23 protein-coding genes are annotated in these 16,144 nt (G+C 38.2%); 10 read left to right on the forward strand and 13 right to left on the reverse strand.

The window, feature by feature from the left end; translation table 11 throughout:
* Window positions 1-3: 3 nt before the first annotated feature.
* Window positions 4-582, reverse strand: a complete 579-nt coding sequence (def, locus tag AC1Q6O_RS04395; RefSeq protein WP_089985403.1) for a peptide deformylase — start codon at window positions 580-582, stop codon at window positions 4-6.
* A gap of 124 nt (window positions 583-706) precedes the next feature.
* A complete protein-coding gene (locus AC1Q6O_RS04400; RefSeq protein ID WP_170844072.1) occupies window positions 707-1,234 on the reverse strand; it encodes a GNAT family N-acetyltransferase in 528 nt (175 codons plus the stop codon).
* A gap of 189 nt (window positions 1,235-1,423) precedes the next feature.
* On the opposite strand from AC1Q6O_RS04400, the gene AC1Q6O_RS04405 reads away from it, so the two are divergent.
* Both AC1Q6O_RS04405 and tkt read left to right on the forward strand, forming a co-directional pair.
* A complete protein-coding gene (locus AC1Q6O_RS04405; RefSeq protein ID WP_008174688.1) occupies window positions 1,424-1,657 on the forward strand; it encodes a DUF896 domain-containing protein in 234 nt (77 codons plus the stop codon).
* A 125-nt stretch (window positions 1,658-1,782) separates the two neighbouring features.
* Window positions 1,783-3,777, forward strand: a complete 1,995-nt coding sequence (tkt, locus tag AC1Q6O_RS04410; protein WP_089985406.1) for a transketolase — start codon at window positions 1,783-1,785, stop codon at window positions 3,775-3,777.
* Window positions 3,778-3,952: 175 nt separating this feature from the next.
* On the opposite strand, the gene AC1Q6O_RS04415 is transcribed toward tkt, so the two are convergent.
* The 5 genes from AC1Q6O_RS04415 to AC1Q6O_RS04435 all read right to left on the reverse strand — a co-directional run bounded on the left by AC1Q6O_RS04415 (window position 3,953) and on the right by AC1Q6O_RS04435 (window position 7,403).
* Window positions 3,953-4,585: a response regulator transcription factor gene (locus AC1Q6O_RS04415; protein WP_008174684.1), complete on the reverse strand. Its 633-nt coding sequence runs from the start codon at window positions 4,583-4,585 to the stop codon at window positions 3,953-3,955.
* On the reverse strand, window positions 4,560-5,600 hold the full coding sequence (locus AC1Q6O_RS04420; RefSeq protein ID WP_025114050.1) for a sensor histidine kinase: 1,041 nt from the start codon (window positions 5,598-5,600) through the stop codon (window positions 4,560-4,562). The genes AC1Q6O_RS04415 and AC1Q6O_RS04420 overlap by 26 nt, the downstream gene beginning before the upstream one ends.
* On the reverse strand, window positions 5,597-6,280 hold the full coding sequence (liaF, locus tag AC1Q6O_RS04425) for a cell wall-active antibiotics response protein LiaF (RefSeq protein ID WP_043989784.1): 684 nt from the start codon (window positions 6,278-6,280) through the stop codon (window positions 5,597-5,599). The genes AC1Q6O_RS04420 and liaF overlap by 4 nt, the downstream gene beginning before the upstream one ends.
* 112 nt (window positions 6,281-6,392) lie before the next feature.
* Window positions 6,393-7,031 (reverse strand): PspA/IM30 family protein, encoded by a 639-nt coding sequence (locus AC1Q6O_RS04430; RefSeq protein WP_036124247.1) that lies wholly within the window; start codon window positions 7,029-7,031, stop codon window positions 6,393-6,395.
* 15 nt (window positions 7,032-7,046) lie between these two features.
* Window positions 7,047-7,403 carry a lmo0954 family membrane protein gene (locus AC1Q6O_RS04435; RefSeq protein ID WP_008174677.1) on the reverse strand — a complete coding sequence of 119 codons (357 nt, stop codon included), beginning with the start codon at window positions 7,401-7,403 and terminating at the stop codon, window positions 7,047-7,049.
* A 342-nt stretch (window positions 7,404-7,745) separates the two neighbouring features.
* On the opposite strand from AC1Q6O_RS04435, the gene sirA reads away from it, so the two are divergent.
* The gene (gene sirA, locus AC1Q6O_RS04440; protein ID WP_025114054.1) at window positions 7,746-8,171 is read left to right on the forward strand and encodes a sporulation inhibitor of replication protein SirA; all 426 of its coding nucleotides are present in this window, start codon (window positions 7,746-7,748) and stop codon (window positions 8,169-8,171) included.
* Window positions 8,172-8,272: 101 nt separating this feature from the next.
* Entirely contained in the window at window positions 8,273-8,491 is a 219-nt protein-coding gene (locus AC1Q6O_RS04445; protein WP_004232154.1) for a YneF family protein, read from the forward strand.
* 102 nt (window positions 8,492-8,593) lie between these two features.
* On the opposite strand, the gene AC1Q6O_RS04450 is transcribed toward AC1Q6O_RS04445, so the two are convergent.
* Genes AC1Q6O_RS04450 through AC1Q6O_RS04460 form a run of 3 tightly spaced genes read right to left on the reverse strand, consistent with a single transcriptional unit; the run spans window position 8,594 to window position 9,274 of the window.
* Complete coding sequence (locus AC1Q6O_RS04450; protein ID WP_492400930.1) at window positions 8,594-8,743, reverse strand: hypothetical protein; 150 nt, start codon at window positions 8,741-8,743, stop codon at window positions 8,594-8,596.
* Window positions 8,744-8,759: 16 nt separating this feature from the next.
* Window positions 8,760-8,966 (reverse strand): hypothetical protein, encoded by a 207-nt coding sequence (locus tag AC1Q6O_RS04455; RefSeq protein ID WP_090001069.1) that lies wholly within the window; start codon window positions 8,964-8,966, stop codon window positions 8,760-8,762.
* On the reverse strand, window positions 8,951-9,274 hold the full coding sequence (locus tag AC1Q6O_RS04460; protein ID WP_309545011.1) for a M20/M25/M40 family metallo-hydrolase: 324 nt from the start codon (window positions 9,272-9,274) through the stop codon (window positions 8,951-8,953). The genes AC1Q6O_RS04455 and AC1Q6O_RS04460 overlap by 16 nt, the downstream gene beginning before the upstream one ends.
* A gap of 380 nt (window positions 9,275-9,654) precedes the next feature.
* Between AC1Q6O_RS04460 and AC1Q6O_RS04465 the strand changes: the two genes are divergently transcribed.
* Complete coding sequence (locus AC1Q6O_RS04465; RefSeq protein WP_008174660.1) at window positions 9,655-10,125, forward strand: S-ribosylhomocysteine lyase; 471 nt, start codon at window positions 9,655-9,657, stop codon at window positions 10,123-10,125.
* Window positions 10,126-10,175: 50 nt separating this feature from the next.
* Here the strand turns inward: AC1Q6O_RS04465 and AC1Q6O_RS04470 are convergent, their stop codons facing one another.
* Window positions 10,176-11,147: an alpha/beta hydrolase gene (locus tag AC1Q6O_RS04470; protein ID WP_036127701.1), complete on the reverse strand. Its 972-nt coding sequence runs from the start codon at window positions 11,145-11,147 to the stop codon at window positions 10,176-10,178.
* Window positions 11,148-11,353: 206 nt separating this feature from the next.
* On the opposite strand from AC1Q6O_RS04470, the gene AC1Q6O_RS04475 reads away from it, so the two are divergent.
* The 3 genes from AC1Q6O_RS04475 (at window position 11,354) to AC1Q6O_RS04485 (ending at window position 13,486) form a co-directional block, all read left to right on the forward strand.
* The gene (locus tag AC1Q6O_RS04475; protein ID WP_492400931.1) at window positions 11,354-12,538 is read left to right on the forward strand and encodes an acetyl-CoA C-acetyltransferase; all 1,185 of its coding nucleotides are present in this window, start codon (window positions 11,354-11,356) and stop codon (window positions 12,536-12,538) included.
* Between the two features lie 22 nt (window positions 12,539-12,560).
* Window positions 12,561-12,824, forward strand: a complete 264-nt coding sequence (locus AC1Q6O_RS04480; protein WP_008174653.1) for a YqkE family protein — start codon at window positions 12,561-12,563, stop codon at window positions 12,822-12,824.
* A gap of 155 nt (window positions 12,825-12,979) precedes the next feature.
* A complete protein-coding gene (locus tag AC1Q6O_RS04485) occupies window positions 12,980-13,486 on the forward strand; it encodes a GNAT family N-acetyltransferase (protein ID WP_239355313.1) in 507 nt (168 codons plus the stop codon).
* A gap of 24 nt (window positions 13,487-13,510) precedes the next feature.
* Here the strand turns inward: AC1Q6O_RS04485 and AC1Q6O_RS04490 are convergent, their stop codons facing one another.
* Window positions 13,511-13,990 carry a VanZ family protein gene (locus AC1Q6O_RS04490; RefSeq protein ID WP_492400932.1) on the reverse strand — a complete coding sequence of 160 codons (480 nt, stop codon included), beginning with the start codon at window positions 13,988-13,990 and terminating at the stop codon, window positions 13,511-13,513.
* Window positions 13,987-14,886: an aldo/keto reductase gene (locus AC1Q6O_RS04495; protein ID WP_090001075.1), complete on the reverse strand. Its 900-nt coding sequence runs from the start codon at window positions 14,884-14,886 to the stop codon at window positions 13,987-13,989. The genes AC1Q6O_RS04490 and AC1Q6O_RS04495 overlap by 4 nt, the downstream gene beginning before the upstream one ends.
* A 75-nt stretch (window positions 14,887-14,961) precedes the next feature.
* On the opposite strand from AC1Q6O_RS04495, the gene AC1Q6O_RS04500 reads away from it, so the two are divergent.
* Both AC1Q6O_RS04500 and AC1Q6O_RS04505 read left to right on the forward strand, forming a co-directional pair.
* Window positions 14,962-15,513 (forward strand): NUDIX domain-containing protein, encoded by a 552-nt coding sequence (locus AC1Q6O_RS04500; RefSeq protein ID WP_107921490.1) that lies wholly within the window; start codon window positions 14,962-14,964, stop codon window positions 15,511-15,513.
* Between the two features lie 58 nt (window positions 15,514-15,571).
* Window positions 15,572-16,084, forward strand: a complete 513-nt coding sequence (locus tag AC1Q6O_RS04505; RefSeq protein ID WP_025114062.1) for a hypothetical protein — start codon at window positions 15,572-15,574, stop codon at window positions 16,082-16,084.
* Window positions 16,085-16,144: the final 60 nt, after the last annotated feature.

The raw sequence follows: 16,144 nt of genomic DNA on the forward strand, positions 1-16,144 counted from the left end.
TTTTTAATATAAGCTTTCAATAATAACATTTTTGGGTAGCTGAAAAGGGTTATCTTTATTAATTCGATCATAAAACATAATGCCGTTTAAATGATCGATTTCATGTTGTACAACGATAGATTCATAGCCTTTTAAAGACATAATAAATTCCTGTCCATCAATATTATAGGCTTTTACTTTAATTCGTTCATATCTTGGTACAAAACCGTGAACAGGTCGATTAACAGACAGACACCCTTCACCCTCAGGCAAATAGATCATATTGAAAGAATGGCTCATTACTTTTGGGTTAATGAACATCATTTCATGTTTTTGGTCGTGATTCTCAAAAAGTACAGCAAACATTCTCTTATCTACGCCAATTTGATTGGCAGAGAGGCCACTACCAGGACGGAGTTTATACTTTTTTATTAAAATCGGGTCTTGGCTGTTTTTTAAATATTGAAGCATAGAAAATAATATATGTCGGTCCTCTAAGGGAACTGGTATTGCAACGTCTTGCGTTTGTTTTCGTAATAGGTCTGAGTGTTCTTTTACAAAATCTTTCATAGTAATCATGTAATCAGGATGAAATTTTGCCATCGAAACATACCTCCTCAATAGGACTTCTTCAGAAGTTCATCAAGCTAAATTGTATGGTCGGATCATAGATGCAGTGCCCAACAACGTTTATAGGCGCGCATTTTCACAAGCGTTTAACGTTCTTCTAATCTTCTAATAAAATATTCCAATCTTCACGTAAAACTGCGTAATAGTATTCGTCCCACCATTCATTCCCATATGGTATACACTTTTTAAAATATCCTTCACGCCTCATTCCGATCTTTTCCATAACTTTATAGGAAGCGATATTTTCGGGCTGACACGTTGCAATAATTCTATGAAGTTTCTTTTCATTAAATCCATAGTCTAATACAGCACGAGCAGCTTCAGAAGCAAAGCCTTGATTTTGATAAGCTGGATTTAGTACCCAACCGATTTCATAAGTATGATCGCCGAAACAAGGATGGAAAACGATATGACCAATCACTTGCTCGCAATTATTTGAAACAATAGCAAAATGTTTTGCTTTGTCGTTACTATTTTCTGCAATAAATTTCTTTGCCTGTTCTTCATTGAAAACACCTTCAGGCATATAGTGCATCACTTTTTCATCTGAAGTATAGCTATAAACAGCTTCCCAGTCCTGCTCTTGAAATGTTCGAATGAGTAATCGCTTAGTTGTCACGTTCACATGTATATCCTCCAATAGATAGTTAAATTTTTCCTTCCATATAATATTTATACACTTCAAACATCTGGAAGTCATGTATTTTTTATTTCAACAGCTTGAATAGGGGTTGGTATAACTGCATTTAATGGGAAACCGTGCTATACTTTGCATACTGAGTTCAATAAGGTAGGTACTGAAAGGTGTGTAACGATGTTATCAAAAGAAAAAATTAACCGTATAAATGAACTTTCTGCTAAAGCGAAAAGCGGTCAACTAACGGATGAAGAGGCAAAGGAGCGAACAGCGCTTCGTAAGGAATACTTAGATACATTTAGAGCAACAATGCGTGATACGATTGAAAACGTAAAAGTGGTTGATGCAGAAGGAAATGATGTCACGCCTGAGAAGGTAAGACAAGCGAAAAAAAATAAATTTCTAAATTAATGTGACACAATTCAATAAAGTATGTATGAAAATACAAATAGTATTACAAAAGCATTGTTTTCTAAAGCAATGTTGACTAAACTGTAGAAGAACAATTATAGGACGAGAAAGGATGTCACAATATAATGACTCAACATGCGGATTTATTAGCAATTAATGCTATCCGAACTTTGTCAATCGATGCTATTGAAAAAGCAAATTCTGGTCACCCAGGTTTACCAATGGGGGCAGCGCCAATGGCTTATACGCTTTGGACAAAACAATTACGCCATAATCCAGCGAACCCAAAATGGTATAATCGCGATCGTTTTGTATTATCAGCTGGTCATGGTTCCATGCTTCTATACAGCCTACTTCATCTAGGCGGCTATGGTTTACCAATGGAGGAAATTCAGAGCTTCCGCCAATGGGATTCATTAACACCAGGACATCCTGAATATGGTCATACAGTAGGTGTGGAAGCGACAACTGGTCCTCTAGGACAAGGTATTGCCATGACTGTAGGTATGGCAATGGCTGAGCGTCATTTAGCAGCTACTTACAATAAACCAGGTCATGACATCGTTGACCACTATACATTTGCATTATGTGGTGATGGTGACTTAATGGAAGGCGTTGCAGCAGAGGCTATTTCATTAGCTGGTCACTTAAAACTTGAAAAATTAATCGTGCTTTACGATTCTAATGATATTTCTTTAGATGGTGACTTAGAAAAGTCATTCTCAGAAAACGTACAAAAACGTTTTGAATCTTATGGTTGGAATTATTTAAAAGTTGCAGATGGCACAGATGTTGATGCGATTAATGCAACTATTGAAGAAGCTAAAAAATCAACTGGCAAACCAACATTGATTGAAGTGAAAACAGTGATTGGTTTCGGTTCTCCAAATAAATCGGGTAAAGCAGATTCTCATGGTGCTCCACTTGGTACAGATGAAGTGGTATTAACAAAAGCTGCTTATGAGTGGGCACACGAGCCTTTCCAAATCCCTGCTGAAGTATATGATACGTTTAATGCTGCAGCTGAAGTGCAAGGAGCACAGTCTGAAGAAGCTTGGAATGCGAAATTTACTGCTTATAAACAAGAATTCCCAGAGTTAGCAGCTCAATTTGAACATGCTATGAATGGTGAATTACCAGCAGACTTCGCTTCTGAATTACCAGTGTATGAAGCTGGTAAATCTGTAGCAACACGTTCTTCTTCTGGTGATGCGATTAATGCTATCGCTAAGAAAACACCATCATTCTTTGGTGGCTCTGCTGACCTTGCAGGCTCTAATAAAACAACGATGAAGGGTGCAGGCGATTTTTCTGCAGACGATTATGCTGGTCGCAACATCTGGTTTGGTGTTCGTGAATTTGCAATGGGCGCTGCTTTAAACGGTATGGCACTTCACGGTGGTTTAAATGTATTTGGTGGTACATTCTTCGTGTTCTCAGATTATGTTCGTCCGGCAGTTCGCCTTTCAGCATTAATGGGTCTTCCTGTAACGTATGTATTTACACATGACTCGATTGCTGTAGGAGAAGATGGTCCAACACATGAACCAATCGAACACCTTGCATCATTACGTGCAATGCCTAATTTATCTGTTGTTCGTCCTGCGGATGCCAATGAATCAGCTGTTGCATGGGAGCTTGCCGTTGCATCAGAAAATACGCCAACAGTATTAGTATTGTCTCGTCAAAACTTACCTGTACTTAACGCTTCTATTGAAACAGTACGTGAAGGTGTGACGAAGGGTGCTTACACAGTATCTCCTGCTACTAAAGAAGTAGCGGATGCGATTTTAATTGCAACAGGCTCAGAGGTTTCACTTGCTGTTGAGGCACAAAAAGCATTAAAAGCTGAAGGCATGGATGTAGCTGTCGTTTCAATGCCATCTATGGACCGCTTTGAAAAACAAGATGCTGCTTACAAAGAATCTGTTTTACCAAAAGCTGTCACTAAACGTCTTGCGATAGAAATGGGTGCATCATTCGGCTGGCATAAATATACCGGCTTTGAAGGTGATGTGCTTGCAATCGATAAATTTGGCGCATCAGCTCCAGGGGAAATTGTAATGGAAAAATACGGATTCACTGTAGAGAATGTAGTTGCAAAAGTAAAAGCACTATAAGATTTTTAATAAAATACCACAACACTCAGCGTACGTATGAATTCGCAGGGTGTTGCGGTATTTTTTTTACTATTGGCTGTCGTATCACTAAAGGAATACATCCGGTGGCAAGGGTCTTCTAAAATATGTCTAATTAAAAAAACTGCATATGGTTATGCAGTTTTTTATGTAGAAATTATTTCGCAAGCCCATTCTGAAAGGCATAGACAACGGCTTGTGTGCGATCTTGAACCTCAAGCTTTGCTAGAATATTGCTTACATGTGTTTTGACAGTTTTTAAAGCAATATATAGCTCGTCAGCAATTTCCTGATTGGCTTTGCCTTGTGCCATCAGCAATAAAACTTCCATTTCACGGTCAGTAAGATGGTCGTAAAGGGGTGTATTATTGCCGTGGCGCATACGGTGCATCATTTTAGATGTAACTTCTGGTTCTAATACCGTTTCGCCACCCATTGTTTTACGAATGGCTTCCGCAATTTGTTTTGCATTAGATGTTTTTAATATATAACTCACTGCTCCTGCCTCTAAAGCAGGGTAGACTTTGTCATCATCTAAAAAGCTAGTCACCATCATGATTTTTGCCTCTGGCCAGGCGGCTAAAATTTCTGCTGTTGCCTCAGCACCAGTCATAATGGGCATAACATTATCCATTAAAATAATATCAGGCTTTAGGGCAAGGGCACGCTCAACTGCTTCTTGCCCGTTTTCAGCCTCTCCCACAACTGTAATATCTGGCTGTGCGGATAAGTACGCCGAAACGCCGATACGCACCATTTCATGATCATCCACTATGAGCACTTGTATCATTGTCATTGACCTCCTCTTTATGTAGTGGAATTTTAACTTCGACAATCGTTCCTTCTTCAGGGACTGACACAATTTTATATGTGCAGCCAATTTCAACAGCTCGTTCGGCAATATTTTGCAAGCCGTAAGAAGTGGATTTATCTGCCTCTACATCAAAGCCTAAACCATTATCTTGAATGCGTAAAATGGCTAAGTCATCTCGTGCAACAAGCAACAATTCAACCTCACTGGCTTTGGCATGTCGAAGTGTATTAGAGAGGGCTTCCTGGGCAATGCGGAATAGGTGATCTTCTTCTGCTTTCGTTAATGCCATTTCTTCTAGCTCATATTCAATATGGAAGTAAACCTTTTGCTGAAGCTCAATAATTAATTCCTCTAAGCCTTGCGCAAGTGTTTTATTGCGAAGTGCAACAGGTCGTAAGTGTAATAATAATGCACGCATTTCGAGCTGTGCTTGCTGAACTATTTTTTCCACTTGCTTTAAGCTAGTCGCATTTTCGTCATTTTCCGTTAATGCAGAAAGCAACATGGAGGCCGCAAATAATTGCTGCGACACAGAATCATGTAATTCTCTAGCCAGACGTTGACGTTCAGCAATGATGCGTTCCTGTATAATTTTGTCATGAGCTTCTGCACGTTCATTGGATAAGCGCTGTAGACTTTTACGCTGTGTATCTATTAATTCACTTGTTTGCACAAGTGCTTTTTTTAATGGTTTCGGAAGGGCTTGCTTTTTAGAAAGCACAAAATCAGGTTCGATTAACTGCTTTACAATTTTCGTTGCTTGAGCCTCTCGGGCACGAGCAGTCATACTAATCCAACTGGCAAAGAGGAAGCTAAGAGCAAATAAGCTGACTACAATAATTCCCCCAAGAGGAAAATTATCATAATTTTGTCGCCATAAAGGTTCCCAAGTTTTCTCATCAGGATTTCCCCATACTGCAACAAGCAATCCGAATGTAGCGCTCATTAAAATGAATAATAAGGTAAATAATCTTGAGATAAAGGCAATCATTTACGCAGCACCTCCAAATCTCCAAGCCATGTTGCAACATGAATAATTAAAATGCGTTTTGCATCCTCAGGATTTCCATCAGAAAAGCTAACACTTTCATTTAAAATACGTTGTGGACCCACATGTAAGCAAGTAAGCTCACCAAATAGGGTTGTATAGTGTATACGAAAAGGTATTTCATAGGGGATATAGATTTGAACTTTACCGATACCTTGACGAATTGTAATTAGACTTGTGCCAGCAGGCAAAATCGTTTGCGTCGTGTCAACTGTAATATCTCCTGCTAAACGTTGAATTTGCACATCTTGCCATTTATATGCTTCAGTTGGTGCTGGTATGGTGCCAATTAAGTCATTTTTCGAGGTAGATAGTTTTTCAAAAAGCTCAGCACCAACTATTTTTGGTTCATTTTCTCGTTGTAAGTATTGATAAAGCATATATAAGAGCATAATTACAATGAATAGACGGAGGCTCCACATTGTGAATAATGCAATCGCAATGAAGAATATGCCGGTCCATTTAAAAAAGCGGACTTTTTTAGAAAAGCTTAAATAAAGCAGTACGGCCCCAATCAATAAACAAAAGGCGCCACCATTATTAAAAATAGTAAGCTCCACAAAAACGAGTAAAAAGAAGCATAGTACCCAAAATGTGAGCTTATTTGTAGTGAAATTTTGCAAGAGGGTCATCCTTCTTTCTACTAATAGTATAAAAGAGGGAATGGGACCCTCTGTTTTAAAACGTGAAAGAATGCGCCGGTTAGAGTTGGCGCATTGCTTCCATTATAACATGTTATTTATTTTCAATTAGCAGTGGAGAGCTTTCCTCTGAAGCTTTTTTTTCTAATTGTGCCAATCTTGCTTCAAATGTTGTAACTTCATGATCTTTGTCAATTTGATAAGCCAATTTATCAATATAAGCTTCCAAATCTTCAAAATTTGTTTTATTATTTTTGGCAATCATACCATCCATTTGATGATGGGCACGAGTGACGTTTTCTTTGCCCATTAACTGTAATTGACGAACTTTCATGTCTTTAATTTTATGTTTCATTGTTTCAAATTTACGCTCTAACTCGAAATATTCACGTGTACTTGCTTCGATACTCGCCTGTAACGTATGATTACGGGCAGTGTAAGCTGTCACTTCATCTGTTGCAAAATCAATTAAATCTTGCTCGCCACTAGTTTGTGCTAATGTCAGTTGAGATTCACGCTTAGCAAGTAAATCTGCATTTTGTTGATATTCTTGCTCAAGCTTTTCTTTTAATTGTCCTTGACGTTCTAATAATTTACCTGTTTCTTCCGTTTGTTTTTCAGCTTCACGGATGTACTGATTTAACATAGCAATTGGATTTTTTTGTTCCTTCTTATCAAATAACTGATGTAAGTCTGCCTCTACTGTATATCTAAAACGTTGAAATAAATTCATATTCATTCTCTCCTTTTATTTTGTTAAATTTGACCATTCTTTTTCGAAGTTTGTAAATGGATCTTCTTCTTTTTTATTTTCAATTGTTGGGATTTTTACATCTTCGCCATTCCATTTTTTATAAATGACATAGACAATTGCGATTGCTGCAAGACCAATCATTGCAGGAATGTTCGATACTGCTGATAGGATACCGATTAGACCAACCGCGAACCAAAAGATTTTACCGAAATTAGACTTGCTCGCCATGTAAAAATGCATCCCTAGTGCTACAAATAATCCGGAGAATAGTAAGCCTGCCAATGGTCCGATTAAGGCTAGTGCAACACATGCTGCGATAACCCCTCCAGTTAATAAAAGAAATTTTCTCATTTGTTTTAGCTCCTTTCGTTTGTACCTTTATGTTACCTATTTACAAGATTGTCTAAAACGGACTCGAAATTGATTTTCTACTAGGTCTTGAGGCTGAGAACTATCTAGGCTGCAACAAAAGTGGGTTTTTGGCGTACACAATGAGTGTATCTTGCTTGTTTTCATTGAAAAATAGCAGTTCATTTTAAGAGCTAATTATGATCTGCCATAAAGTAATTTTTAGATCCTAAACTAGAAGCTTTTCGACAAAAATAGAAGATGAAACCTTCCTCCGTTTGACAAATTAACAAGATGGGATGAGCTATACTTATGGAAAATAAACTGAGCGAAGGAGGATTTCTGGTGAGAACCTATTCCATATATAAGATAAAAGAAGAGCATTTAACGTTTATTTTTGGCAGAGAGCGAAAGTTGTTAGAGATGATGCAAGGCTGTGAAGACGCCAATGAGAAATCCTTAAAAGAGCTTGCGTATATATGTGAATCCGTTCGTTTTGATGAAATAGCAGCAATGTTGGAGCATCAACTTGATTCCAAATATGCACATTTAGAAAGAGCTCGTAATGCTTTGTTTTTAGAACATCCGATAAAAGGCAAAATGGCTATTTATTTAGTCGATCGTAAGATTTGTGTTTATTGTGAAGGTTCACGAATGCTAGATTTAGATTTATTTCAAATGCTTGCCAAGATGAGTGAACGATTCATTGCTTTCAATAAACAAGATAATGAATGTGGGTGGTTGAAACCTATGAAGTATACAATGCACTAGGAAATTTCACTACAATATATAGTAACATGCTATCATTTGGTGTATAATGGAGCGTGGAGAGTTTTTTCTCGGTATATTGTAGTGGAGGAGGTTGGTTGTATATGCCTACATGGGGCTGGATTATTATCGTAATTATCGCATTAGCAGCGGGAGCGGCACTTGGTTTCTATTTCGCTCGTCAAGCTATGATGAAATATTTAAAAGAAAACCCACCTATTAATGAGCAAATGATTCGTATGATGATGGCACAAATGGGTCGTACGCCGTCTGAAAAGCAAGTACGTCAAATGATGGCACAAATGAATAAATTCCAAAAATAATTGGAATTTTTAAGGAGCAGCTGGTTAAGGTAACTGGTTGCTTTTTTCATGGACTCATAATAAAAGGGGATGTCTCAAAATCGTTGAGACATCCCCTTGTTTTTAATGATGAGAAGCGTTCAGCCAGTTAATTGCACTATGTACAACAACTGCTACACCTAACGGTAGAACACCCTCATCTAAAATAATATTTGGATTATGAAATGGATAGTTTTGATTTCCTAAACCGTTTGATCCAGCCCACATAAACATCGTTGGTACACGCTGGCTAATATGTACCAGCTAAAGGTTCTTCGTCTATCTGTAAGTTTTCCTCACTGACTATTTCTTTGACAACATCGGGGTTGAAGGAGCTTAATGTTGCCTCGATAACAGCTGTATCGGGAATAATATTGGCAACTGTTCCGCCGCCCATTTTCCCAATAATGAGTATGGCTCTTTCTTTTGGGTCGACTTCTTTTAAGGATCCACACATTTCTGTAGCTCTGAGCTATGGCCACCCTTACCTTGTATTTTCAAAAAGAAGCCATCAAGTGAAGAAGCGGCTACACCTGGCTTGTAGCCAAATTTTCCAACTTCTAAATCAGGACTCACATGGAGAGCAAAGGCTGCATCTACTTTTGGGTTTTCGAGTAATCCATCTTCAATCATGTCCTTTGCGCCTAGTCCAATTTCTTCTGCTGGCTGAAACATGATTTTTACTATACCGTTAATGTCATTTTCTTTTGCCTTTAGAAGCTTGACTGCACCCAGCATAAATGTTGTATGGATGTCATGTCGGATTCGGACCTTTGAGTAGCCCTACCTAAAAAGGATTCACCCCTTGGATTTTCTAATGATCCGTAAATATTTAATTCCCCCGTCTCAACTGGTTTCAGCGATTTAGAAATTTGAAACTGACTATGATATTACAAGCCGTCTATACGGAAGTAAATCCTGAAAAATTCTTTAACAAAAGGCTGTAAAAAATTTTTTACAACGCAATTTCTTATGTTGGTAAGATGTGTAGCAGTCTTTTAGAAACAAGAATGAAAAAATTTTTAACTCTATTCGTTTGAAATATTCTATGAAAACATAAAAAAACTAGCAATTTAAAATATTCCCACTAATTTTGGGAAAACTAGCTATAATAAATAGTATTCATAGAAAAGGAGCTGTTAAATATGGAACGCGAAAAGACAAATGTAGAAAGCTTTGATCTAGATCATACAAAAGTAAAAGCCCCGTATGTTCGGTTAGCGGGAGTTAAAGCAGGGAAAAACGGCGATGAAGTGTACAAATATGATATTCGCTTGAAGCAACCTAATAAAGAGCATATGGAAATGCCGGCTTTGCATTCCTTAGAGCATTTATCTGCGGATATCATTCGTAATTATTCTGACCATATCGTTGATTTCAGTCCAATGGGTTGCCAGACAGGCTTCTATGTATCCCTTATTAATCATCAAGATTATGAGGACCTATTAACTATTTTAGAAAAGACATTTACTGACGTGACAAAGGCGACAGCAGTGCCTGCATGTAATGAGGTACAATGTGGCTGGGCTGCGAGTCATAGCTTAGAAGGAGCACAAGCATTAGCGAAGGAATTTTTAGCGAAACGAGAAGAATGGCATATCGTTTTTGAAGAATAAATATGGAAAAAAACCTTGCGGGAATAATATAAGCAAGGTTTTTATTTGCGTTAAAAATGGAATGGAATGACATTGGAGGAGGAGGAATCACGATTTATTTTTTGGTAAATAAAACTTTCTAAAAAATCATGAATTAAATCTTCGTATTCATCCATATTTTCATTAAAGGATTGGGCATGTGCCCCAGTATCAAAAAGCTTTAATTTTTTAGGACCTACTTTTTTATTGTAAAGATCTAGTGACATGGACGCTGGAATAAATGAATCAGGGATACTATGGATAAAAAGTACAGGTTTTTCAATATGGGTCACTGCTTCGGCGGGGGTCACACTTTTGAAGGAGTAGCCGTCCCGGAGGCGGACAAAGAAATCGGCAAAACGGATGGGAATAATAGAGCCATATTTAAATTCAGTTTTGGCAATTTGCTTGAGCAACATGGAAAAATCGGAGAATGCACAATCAGATATATAAAAATCAGCACCATCTTCAACCGTACCTGCATAAAGTAACATTGTTGCTGCACCCATTGATTCTCCATGAATACCTAGTATTGCATCTTCACCAATCATGGCTTTCACTGTATTGACTACAGCATCAAGATCATTTTTTTCATAGTGGCCATAGCTAGTTGTTTTGCCACCAGATTCGCCATGACGGCGATGGTCAAAGATGACCGAATTATAGCCAAGCCTTTCAAATAACCGAGCGTATTTAACGGAATTTATTTTATTTTCGGTAACACCGTGACATATGATGATCGTGTTATTGGTTTGCAACGGCTGAAGCATAATTCCTCGAATCGTATAACCATTAGGAGAATCAATATTTAATTCGCATTTCAAGTTTTTATTGTACCAAGCCTCATCAAAGCGTTTGGCTGTCGTTTCTCGTTCACGAACAAATTCAGGATCTTTTTGTTGAATATACATTAATTTATTAGAAAGCGCGAAGCCGAACAGACCAGTAGCTGCTGCGGCAAGCGTTGTTGTAATACCAGAGAATAAAAGCATCTTTTTTTTCATCATAAAACACCTCCACATGCTGTTTCTTATTTGTAATGTTCCCAACTGAGATTGTTTAAAACACGTCAACATTTTACAATAACTTTGGCAAAACTGCGATTATTTCTATTATCGAAAATCGTCAAAATATTTGTTAAAATATACATATCTGCTAGTAGCATATGCAGCAGTGTTGATTTTTGAACGGGGAAAAGGGGAGAATGGACATGATAAATGAGGTAGTAATCGTGAGTGCTGTACGAACAGCTATAGGCTCATTTCAGGGGACATTAAAAGACGTACCAGCTGTAACTTTAGGTAGCATTGTTATTAAGGACGCTTTAGCGCGTGCAGGAGTAGCAGGGGAACAAGTCGATGAGGTCATTATGGGGAATGTGTTATCGGCTGGTCTTGGACAAAATCCAGCTCGTCAGGCAGCGATAAAGGCTGGTTTACCACATGAGGTATCAGCATTAACAATTAATAAAGTATGTGGATCAGGTTTAAAAGCTGTGCATTTAGCAACGCAAGCTATTTTAGCAGGTGATGCTGATATTATCGTGGCTGGTGGCTTTGAAAATATGAGCCAGGCACCTTATGTTTTAAAAAATGCGCGTGAAGGCTTCCGAATGGGCGATCAAAAGGTGGTGGATACTATGATCCATGATGGTCTATGGTGTGCTTTTAATGATTATCATATGGGAATTACAGCTGAAAATTTATGTGATAAGTATGAAATTTCAAGAGAAGAGCAGGATGCTTTTGCAGCTCGTTCTCAGCAACGCGCAGAGGCAGCAATTGCAGCAGGCAAATTTGAAAATGAAATCGTCGCTGTTGAGATTCTACAGCGTAAGGGAGAGCCTATTGTATTCGCCAAGGATGAATTTCCACGTGCAGGTGTAACAGAGGAATCTCTAGGTAAGCTACGTCCCGCATTTAAAAAAGCTGGCTCCGTAACAGCGGCGAATGCTTCAGGCATTAACGATGGGGCAGCGGCAGTTGTTGTGATGTCGAAGAAAAAGGCACAAGAGCTTGGTATTCAACCAATGGCAATTATTTCAGCCAATGCAAGCGTAGGAGTAGATCCTGCAATTATGGGAACTGGTCCAGTTAAAGCAGTCCAAAAAGCACTGGCAAAGGCAGCAGCAACATTAGATGAAATAGATGTAATTGAAGCAAATGAAGCATTTGCAGCACAATCGATTGCTGTTGATCGTGAATTACGCTTTAATCATGATAAACTAAATGTCAACGGGGGCGCGATTGCTCTTGGTCATCCGATCGGTGCAAGTGGTGCTCGTATTTTGGTCACACTCTTACATGAGATGGAAAAGCGTGATGCGAAAATGGGTTTAGCCACATTATGTATCGGTGGTGGTCAAGGTGTAGCCACAGTAGTAAAGCGTCCTTGATGTCAATAAGAAGGTGAATGAAATGGGAAAGAAACGAAAACAACAACAGACAAGCAATAGCATGACAGCAAGCTTGCCAAAGCAGGAGGCAGTCACATTAGCAGACCAACTAGGTGGCGATGTGTTAGCTAAATTAAAAGCGGCAAAGCAAGATTTAACCGTGAAAGAACAGGCGGCAGAAGAAGAGCGTCAAGCAAAACTAGCTTTTGAACGTAAGCAACGAGAAAAAAATAAATCGTTTGAAGAATTATTAAACGAGTATGGCGATAAAGGCACGAAATATTAATAAGGAAACAGTGAATTCGCGTATGTGGGTTCACTGTTTTTGGATACAGAAAAAGTCGATAATATATAAGTAACAATTCATGATGTGGGAGACGCTGCCAATAACATATACCTTATTATAGTTTAGTAAGTAGATTAAATTATGATAGGAGAACAATGATGTTTGAATTATATTCTAAAAGATTAAGATTAATTCCTTTAAATGCTAATTATTTACAATTGCTAATTGAGCATGAGAATGATTTAGCAATTGAATTCTCTTTACATAAGCTAGAGGGAATTATTGATGATGAGCTAAAACAGGCATTGGACTATAGACGCTCCAAAGTCTTGGAAGATGAAGAAAATTATATTTGGCATACGAATTGGTTAATTGTATGTAAAGAACAGAATTGTGCTATTGGGGGCATTATGCTAAAAGGGATGCCAAATGAGAGGCAGGAAGTGGTGATTGGTTATTATACCTTTCCTAGTTTTCAAGGACGTGGTTATATGACAGAAACCATTATAACAATGATAAACTGGCTACATCATCAACCAAATGTTCAGTCTATTATTGCAGATACAGAAAAAGATAATTTCGCTTCCCATCGAGTTTTAGAAAAAGCAGGGGCTACCTTATATAAAGAAACTGAGTCTCTTTATTATTGGAGATTCCTATAAGGATTATATAGGTAAGACAAAAGGCTAAACTAGTGCCTTTTGTCTTTTATTTTTCAACAATTTCCTGAAGACCACAACGACAACAACAAAAATAATGGCTCCAGCTGTATCAACAAGTACATCTTGGCCGCTCATAATGCGACCTGGTGTAAAGCTTTGACGAAATTCATCAAGCATAGCAATAAAAGCCGTTCCAGTAATAGCAATAGTTGCTGCAAAACGGCGTCTTCCCCATGCAAAGTACAAACCAAGCGCAATGCATCCAAAACCGATAAAATGTGTTAGTTTACGAATTAAAAATTCAACAAATGGAAAATAACCACGTTCTTCAACTGATACGACTGTGTCCCAATAAGGGATCTTTAAAACGGATAGTTGTTTTTCAAAAGGTTTATTAGCTAATAAATCTTTAAGCTCTGGTAAAATACTTTGTTGTTCGTAAGTCATGCTCGAGGAAATGATAAGCACAACTAGACAGATGATGAAGATTAACCACTTTTTCATCGATGTTCTACATATTGCTCATTTTTTGTTAACGTATTTGCTGCTTCAAAATTGGTTATAGCTGCCATATTTTCATAGGCAGAGAGGGTCTGTGCTAGTTGCTCCTGTGAACTTGCTCCAATTACTGTAGAAGCGATTGCAGACTCTTTTAAATTAAAGGCTAGTGCCAATGCATGTAAATCATTATACTGTGAAGCTAAGTTTGTTAACGTTGTTGTTAACTCTTCTGAAGAATAGTTGTTAAAACCGTTTACTCGTTGAAGGCGTTGCTGCCAGCTATTTGTTAATAAGCCCTTTGCCACTGTGCCACGAGTTACAACAGAAGCACCTTCGTTCGCAATGAGCTCCAACCACTCTTCGGGGCGGCGATCTAATGCACTATATTGCATCATGACACTTTTAGCAGAGCTTGCAGGTAAAAAACGTTGTAAAACATTTGGACGAATGGAGGAAATGCCATATTCACGGATAAGTCCTTCTTTTTTCAAGCCCTCAAAAGTGTCAATAATACCATCCCAGTCATCTTCGATTGTACCACCGTGTAACTGATAAACATCGATGTAGTCCGTCCCTAACCGTTTCAAACTAGCATGAATAGCTTGTTTTATATAAGATGGCGAAGCATCCCATTGCCAGCCTTCTACACCTTCAGTCCAACGATTACCTACCTTTGTGGCAAGGATAATCTCTTGACGACGCTTTCCTAATGCCGCGCCAATGATCTCCTCATTAGCCCCTAAATCATATAAATCGGCAGTATCCATATAATTTATGCCCGCATCTAATGCCATATCGACAATAGTAGCTGCTTGCTCTTTATCTGTCGAAAGTGACATGCCTCCTAAACTAATTTCAGAAATGAATAATTCACTAGTGCCAAGCTTCCTCTTTTTCATGAAACGACCTCCTTCGATTTCTTTACTTGTAATGGTACAATGAACATATCTGAAGGACAAGCGAGGTTATCGTCTATGAAAAAGTTTGAGGAAAAAACGACAAAAACGACACCAATCTATGACGGAAAAATTGTAAAACTACAAGTTGATGATGTCATGTTGCCAGATGGTCAGGTTGCAAAGCGCGAAATTATTAAACATCCTGGAGCGGTTGCGGTTATTGCCGTGACAGATGAGGGTAAATTAGTATTAGTGGAGCAATATCGTAAGGCACTTGAACGTTCTATTGTTGAAATTCCAGCAGGGAAACTTGAACCTGGTGAAGAACCAGCAATGACAGCTCGCCGTGAATTAGAGGAAGAGACAGGCTACGGCGCGCATAGCCTTACATATTTACAAACATTTGCAACGTCGCCGGGATTTGCAGACGAGGTCATTCATCTATATGTAGCGAAGGATTTGTATAACATCGACAATAAAGCAGCATTAGATGAGGATGAGTTTGTCGAACTTATAGAAGTTTCGTTGGAAGTAGCACAATCAATGGTCGCAGATCAACGTATATTTGATGCTAAAACTGCATTTGCTGTACTTTGGCTTGCTGCCCATTTAGAAAATAATCTTTAGCATAATAGAGACGGACGAGCATAAGCTGTACAAACCTTGATAGAAAAGGAGCATGTTTATGTCTCGTACGGTGTCTATATTTTATCACGCTTCCATCATTGCCGTTAGCTTTGTTTGTGGCGTTATTTTCTTTCATATTTTTGGTGGACCGAAAGCGGAACCGTTTATTTTATTTATAGAACCTCGTTTAGCCGATGGGGACAGGCATTCGATTTTTCGTTTAGTGCTTCCTGTCGCCATTTCCATAGGTCTTGTATTATTACTAGCAACTCACAGTGTTTTAAAAGTTTTAGTACGTGTAACTGTAGCCATGCGTGCCACTTTTTTTGGCTTTAGTTCTGTTTTTTTATTACAAAAACTTGAAGCTTTTTGGCTTTATACGATTTGGTGGTTTCCATTTCAGCTTATCTATTGTATATTGTTGCTAGTCCTATGCAATTTACTTGTACCTGCTTGGTCAAAGCGAAAAATCGGGAAACAAGTATCTGGTCGGACAATTTTGTTGAATTTTATCGCATTTTTCATCATAATAGTTGCTGAGTTTATTGTTGTTTCTTATGTGTTAAAATGATGGGTTTAATAGACAGACATTGTGATCAGATAAAAAAGTAGAACATGTTAGAAATCTATT

The sequence above is a fragment of the Lysinibacillus sp. GW823-FHT06C08 genome (assembly GCF_058795135.1).

Excerpts from the sequence above, each read along its gene's own strand:
- tkt (WP_089985406.1), top strand. The coding sequence starts at position 1,783 with ATGACTCAACATGCGGATTTATTAGCAATTAATGCTATCCGAACTTTG.
- AC1Q6O_RS04450 (WP_492400930.1), bottom strand. The coding sequence starts at position 8,743 with ATGTTTATGTGGGCTGGATCAAACGGTTTAGGAAATCAAAACTATCCA.
- AC1Q6O_RS04465 (WP_008174660.1), top strand. The coding sequence starts at position 9,655 with ATGGAACGCGAAAAGACAAATGTAGAAAGCTTTGATCTAGATCATACA.
- AC1Q6O_RS04500 (WP_107921490.1), top strand. The coding sequence starts at position 14,962 with ATGAAAAAGTTTGAGGAAAAAACGACAAAAACGACACCAATCTATGAC.
- AC1Q6O_RS04470 (WP_036127701.1), bottom strand. The coding sequence starts at position 11,147 with ATGAAAAAAAAGATGCTTTTATTCTCTGGTATTACAACAACGCTTGCC.
- AC1Q6O_RS04455 (WP_090001069.1), bottom strand. The coding sequence starts at position 8,966 with ATGTGTGGATCCTTAAAAGAAGTCGACCCAAAAGAAAGAGCCATACTC.
- AC1Q6O_RS04485 (WP_239355313.1), top strand. The coding sequence starts at position 12,980 with ATGATGTTTGAATTATATTCTAAAAGATTAAGATTAATTCCTTTAAAT.
- AC1Q6O_RS04430 (WP_036124247.1), bottom strand. The coding sequence starts at position 7,031 with ATGAATTTATTTCAACGTTTTAGATATACAGTAGAGGCAGACTTACAT.
- AC1Q6O_RS04490 (WP_492400932.1), bottom strand. The coding sequence starts at position 13,990 with ATGAAAAAGTGGTTAATCTTCATCATCTGTCTAGTTGTGCTTATCATT.
- AC1Q6O_RS04415 (WP_008174684.1), bottom strand. The coding sequence starts at position 4,585 with ATGATACAAGTGCTCATAGTGGATGATCATGAAATGGTGCGTATCGGC.
- AC1Q6O_RS04420 (WP_025114050.1), bottom strand. The coding sequence starts at position 5,600 with ATGATTGCCTTTATCTCAAGATTATTTACCTTATTATTCATTTTAATG.
- AC1Q6O_RS04405 (WP_008174688.1), top strand. The coding sequence starts at position 1,424 with ATGTTATCAAAAGAAAAAATTAACCGTATAAATGAACTTTCTGCTAAA.
- AC1Q6O_RS04505 (WP_025114062.1), top strand. The coding sequence starts at position 15,572 with ATGTCTCGTACGGTGTCTATATTTTATCACGCTTCCATCATTGCCGTT.
- AC1Q6O_RS04495 (WP_090001075.1), bottom strand. The coding sequence starts at position 14,886 with ATGAAAAAGAGGAAGCTTGGCACTAGTGAATTATTCATTTCTGAAATT.
- AC1Q6O_RS04480 (WP_008174653.1), top strand. The coding sequence starts at position 12,561 with ATGGGAAAGAAACGAAAACAACAACAGACAAGCAATAGCATGACAGCA.
- AC1Q6O_RS04475 (WP_492400931.1), top strand. The coding sequence starts at position 11,354 with ATGATAAATGAGGTAGTAATCGTGAGTGCTGTACGAACAGCTATAGGC.
- def (WP_089985403.1), bottom strand. The coding sequence starts at position 582 with ATGGCAAAATTTCATCCTGATTACATGATTACTATGAAAGATTTTGTA.
- AC1Q6O_RS04435 (WP_008174677.1), bottom strand. The coding sequence starts at position 7,403 with ATGAGAAAATTTCTTTTATTAACTGGAGGGGTTATCGCAGCATGTGTT.
- AC1Q6O_RS04445 (WP_004232154.1), top strand. The coding sequence starts at position 8,273 with ATGCCTACATGGGGCTGGATTATTATCGTAATTATCGCATTAGCAGCG.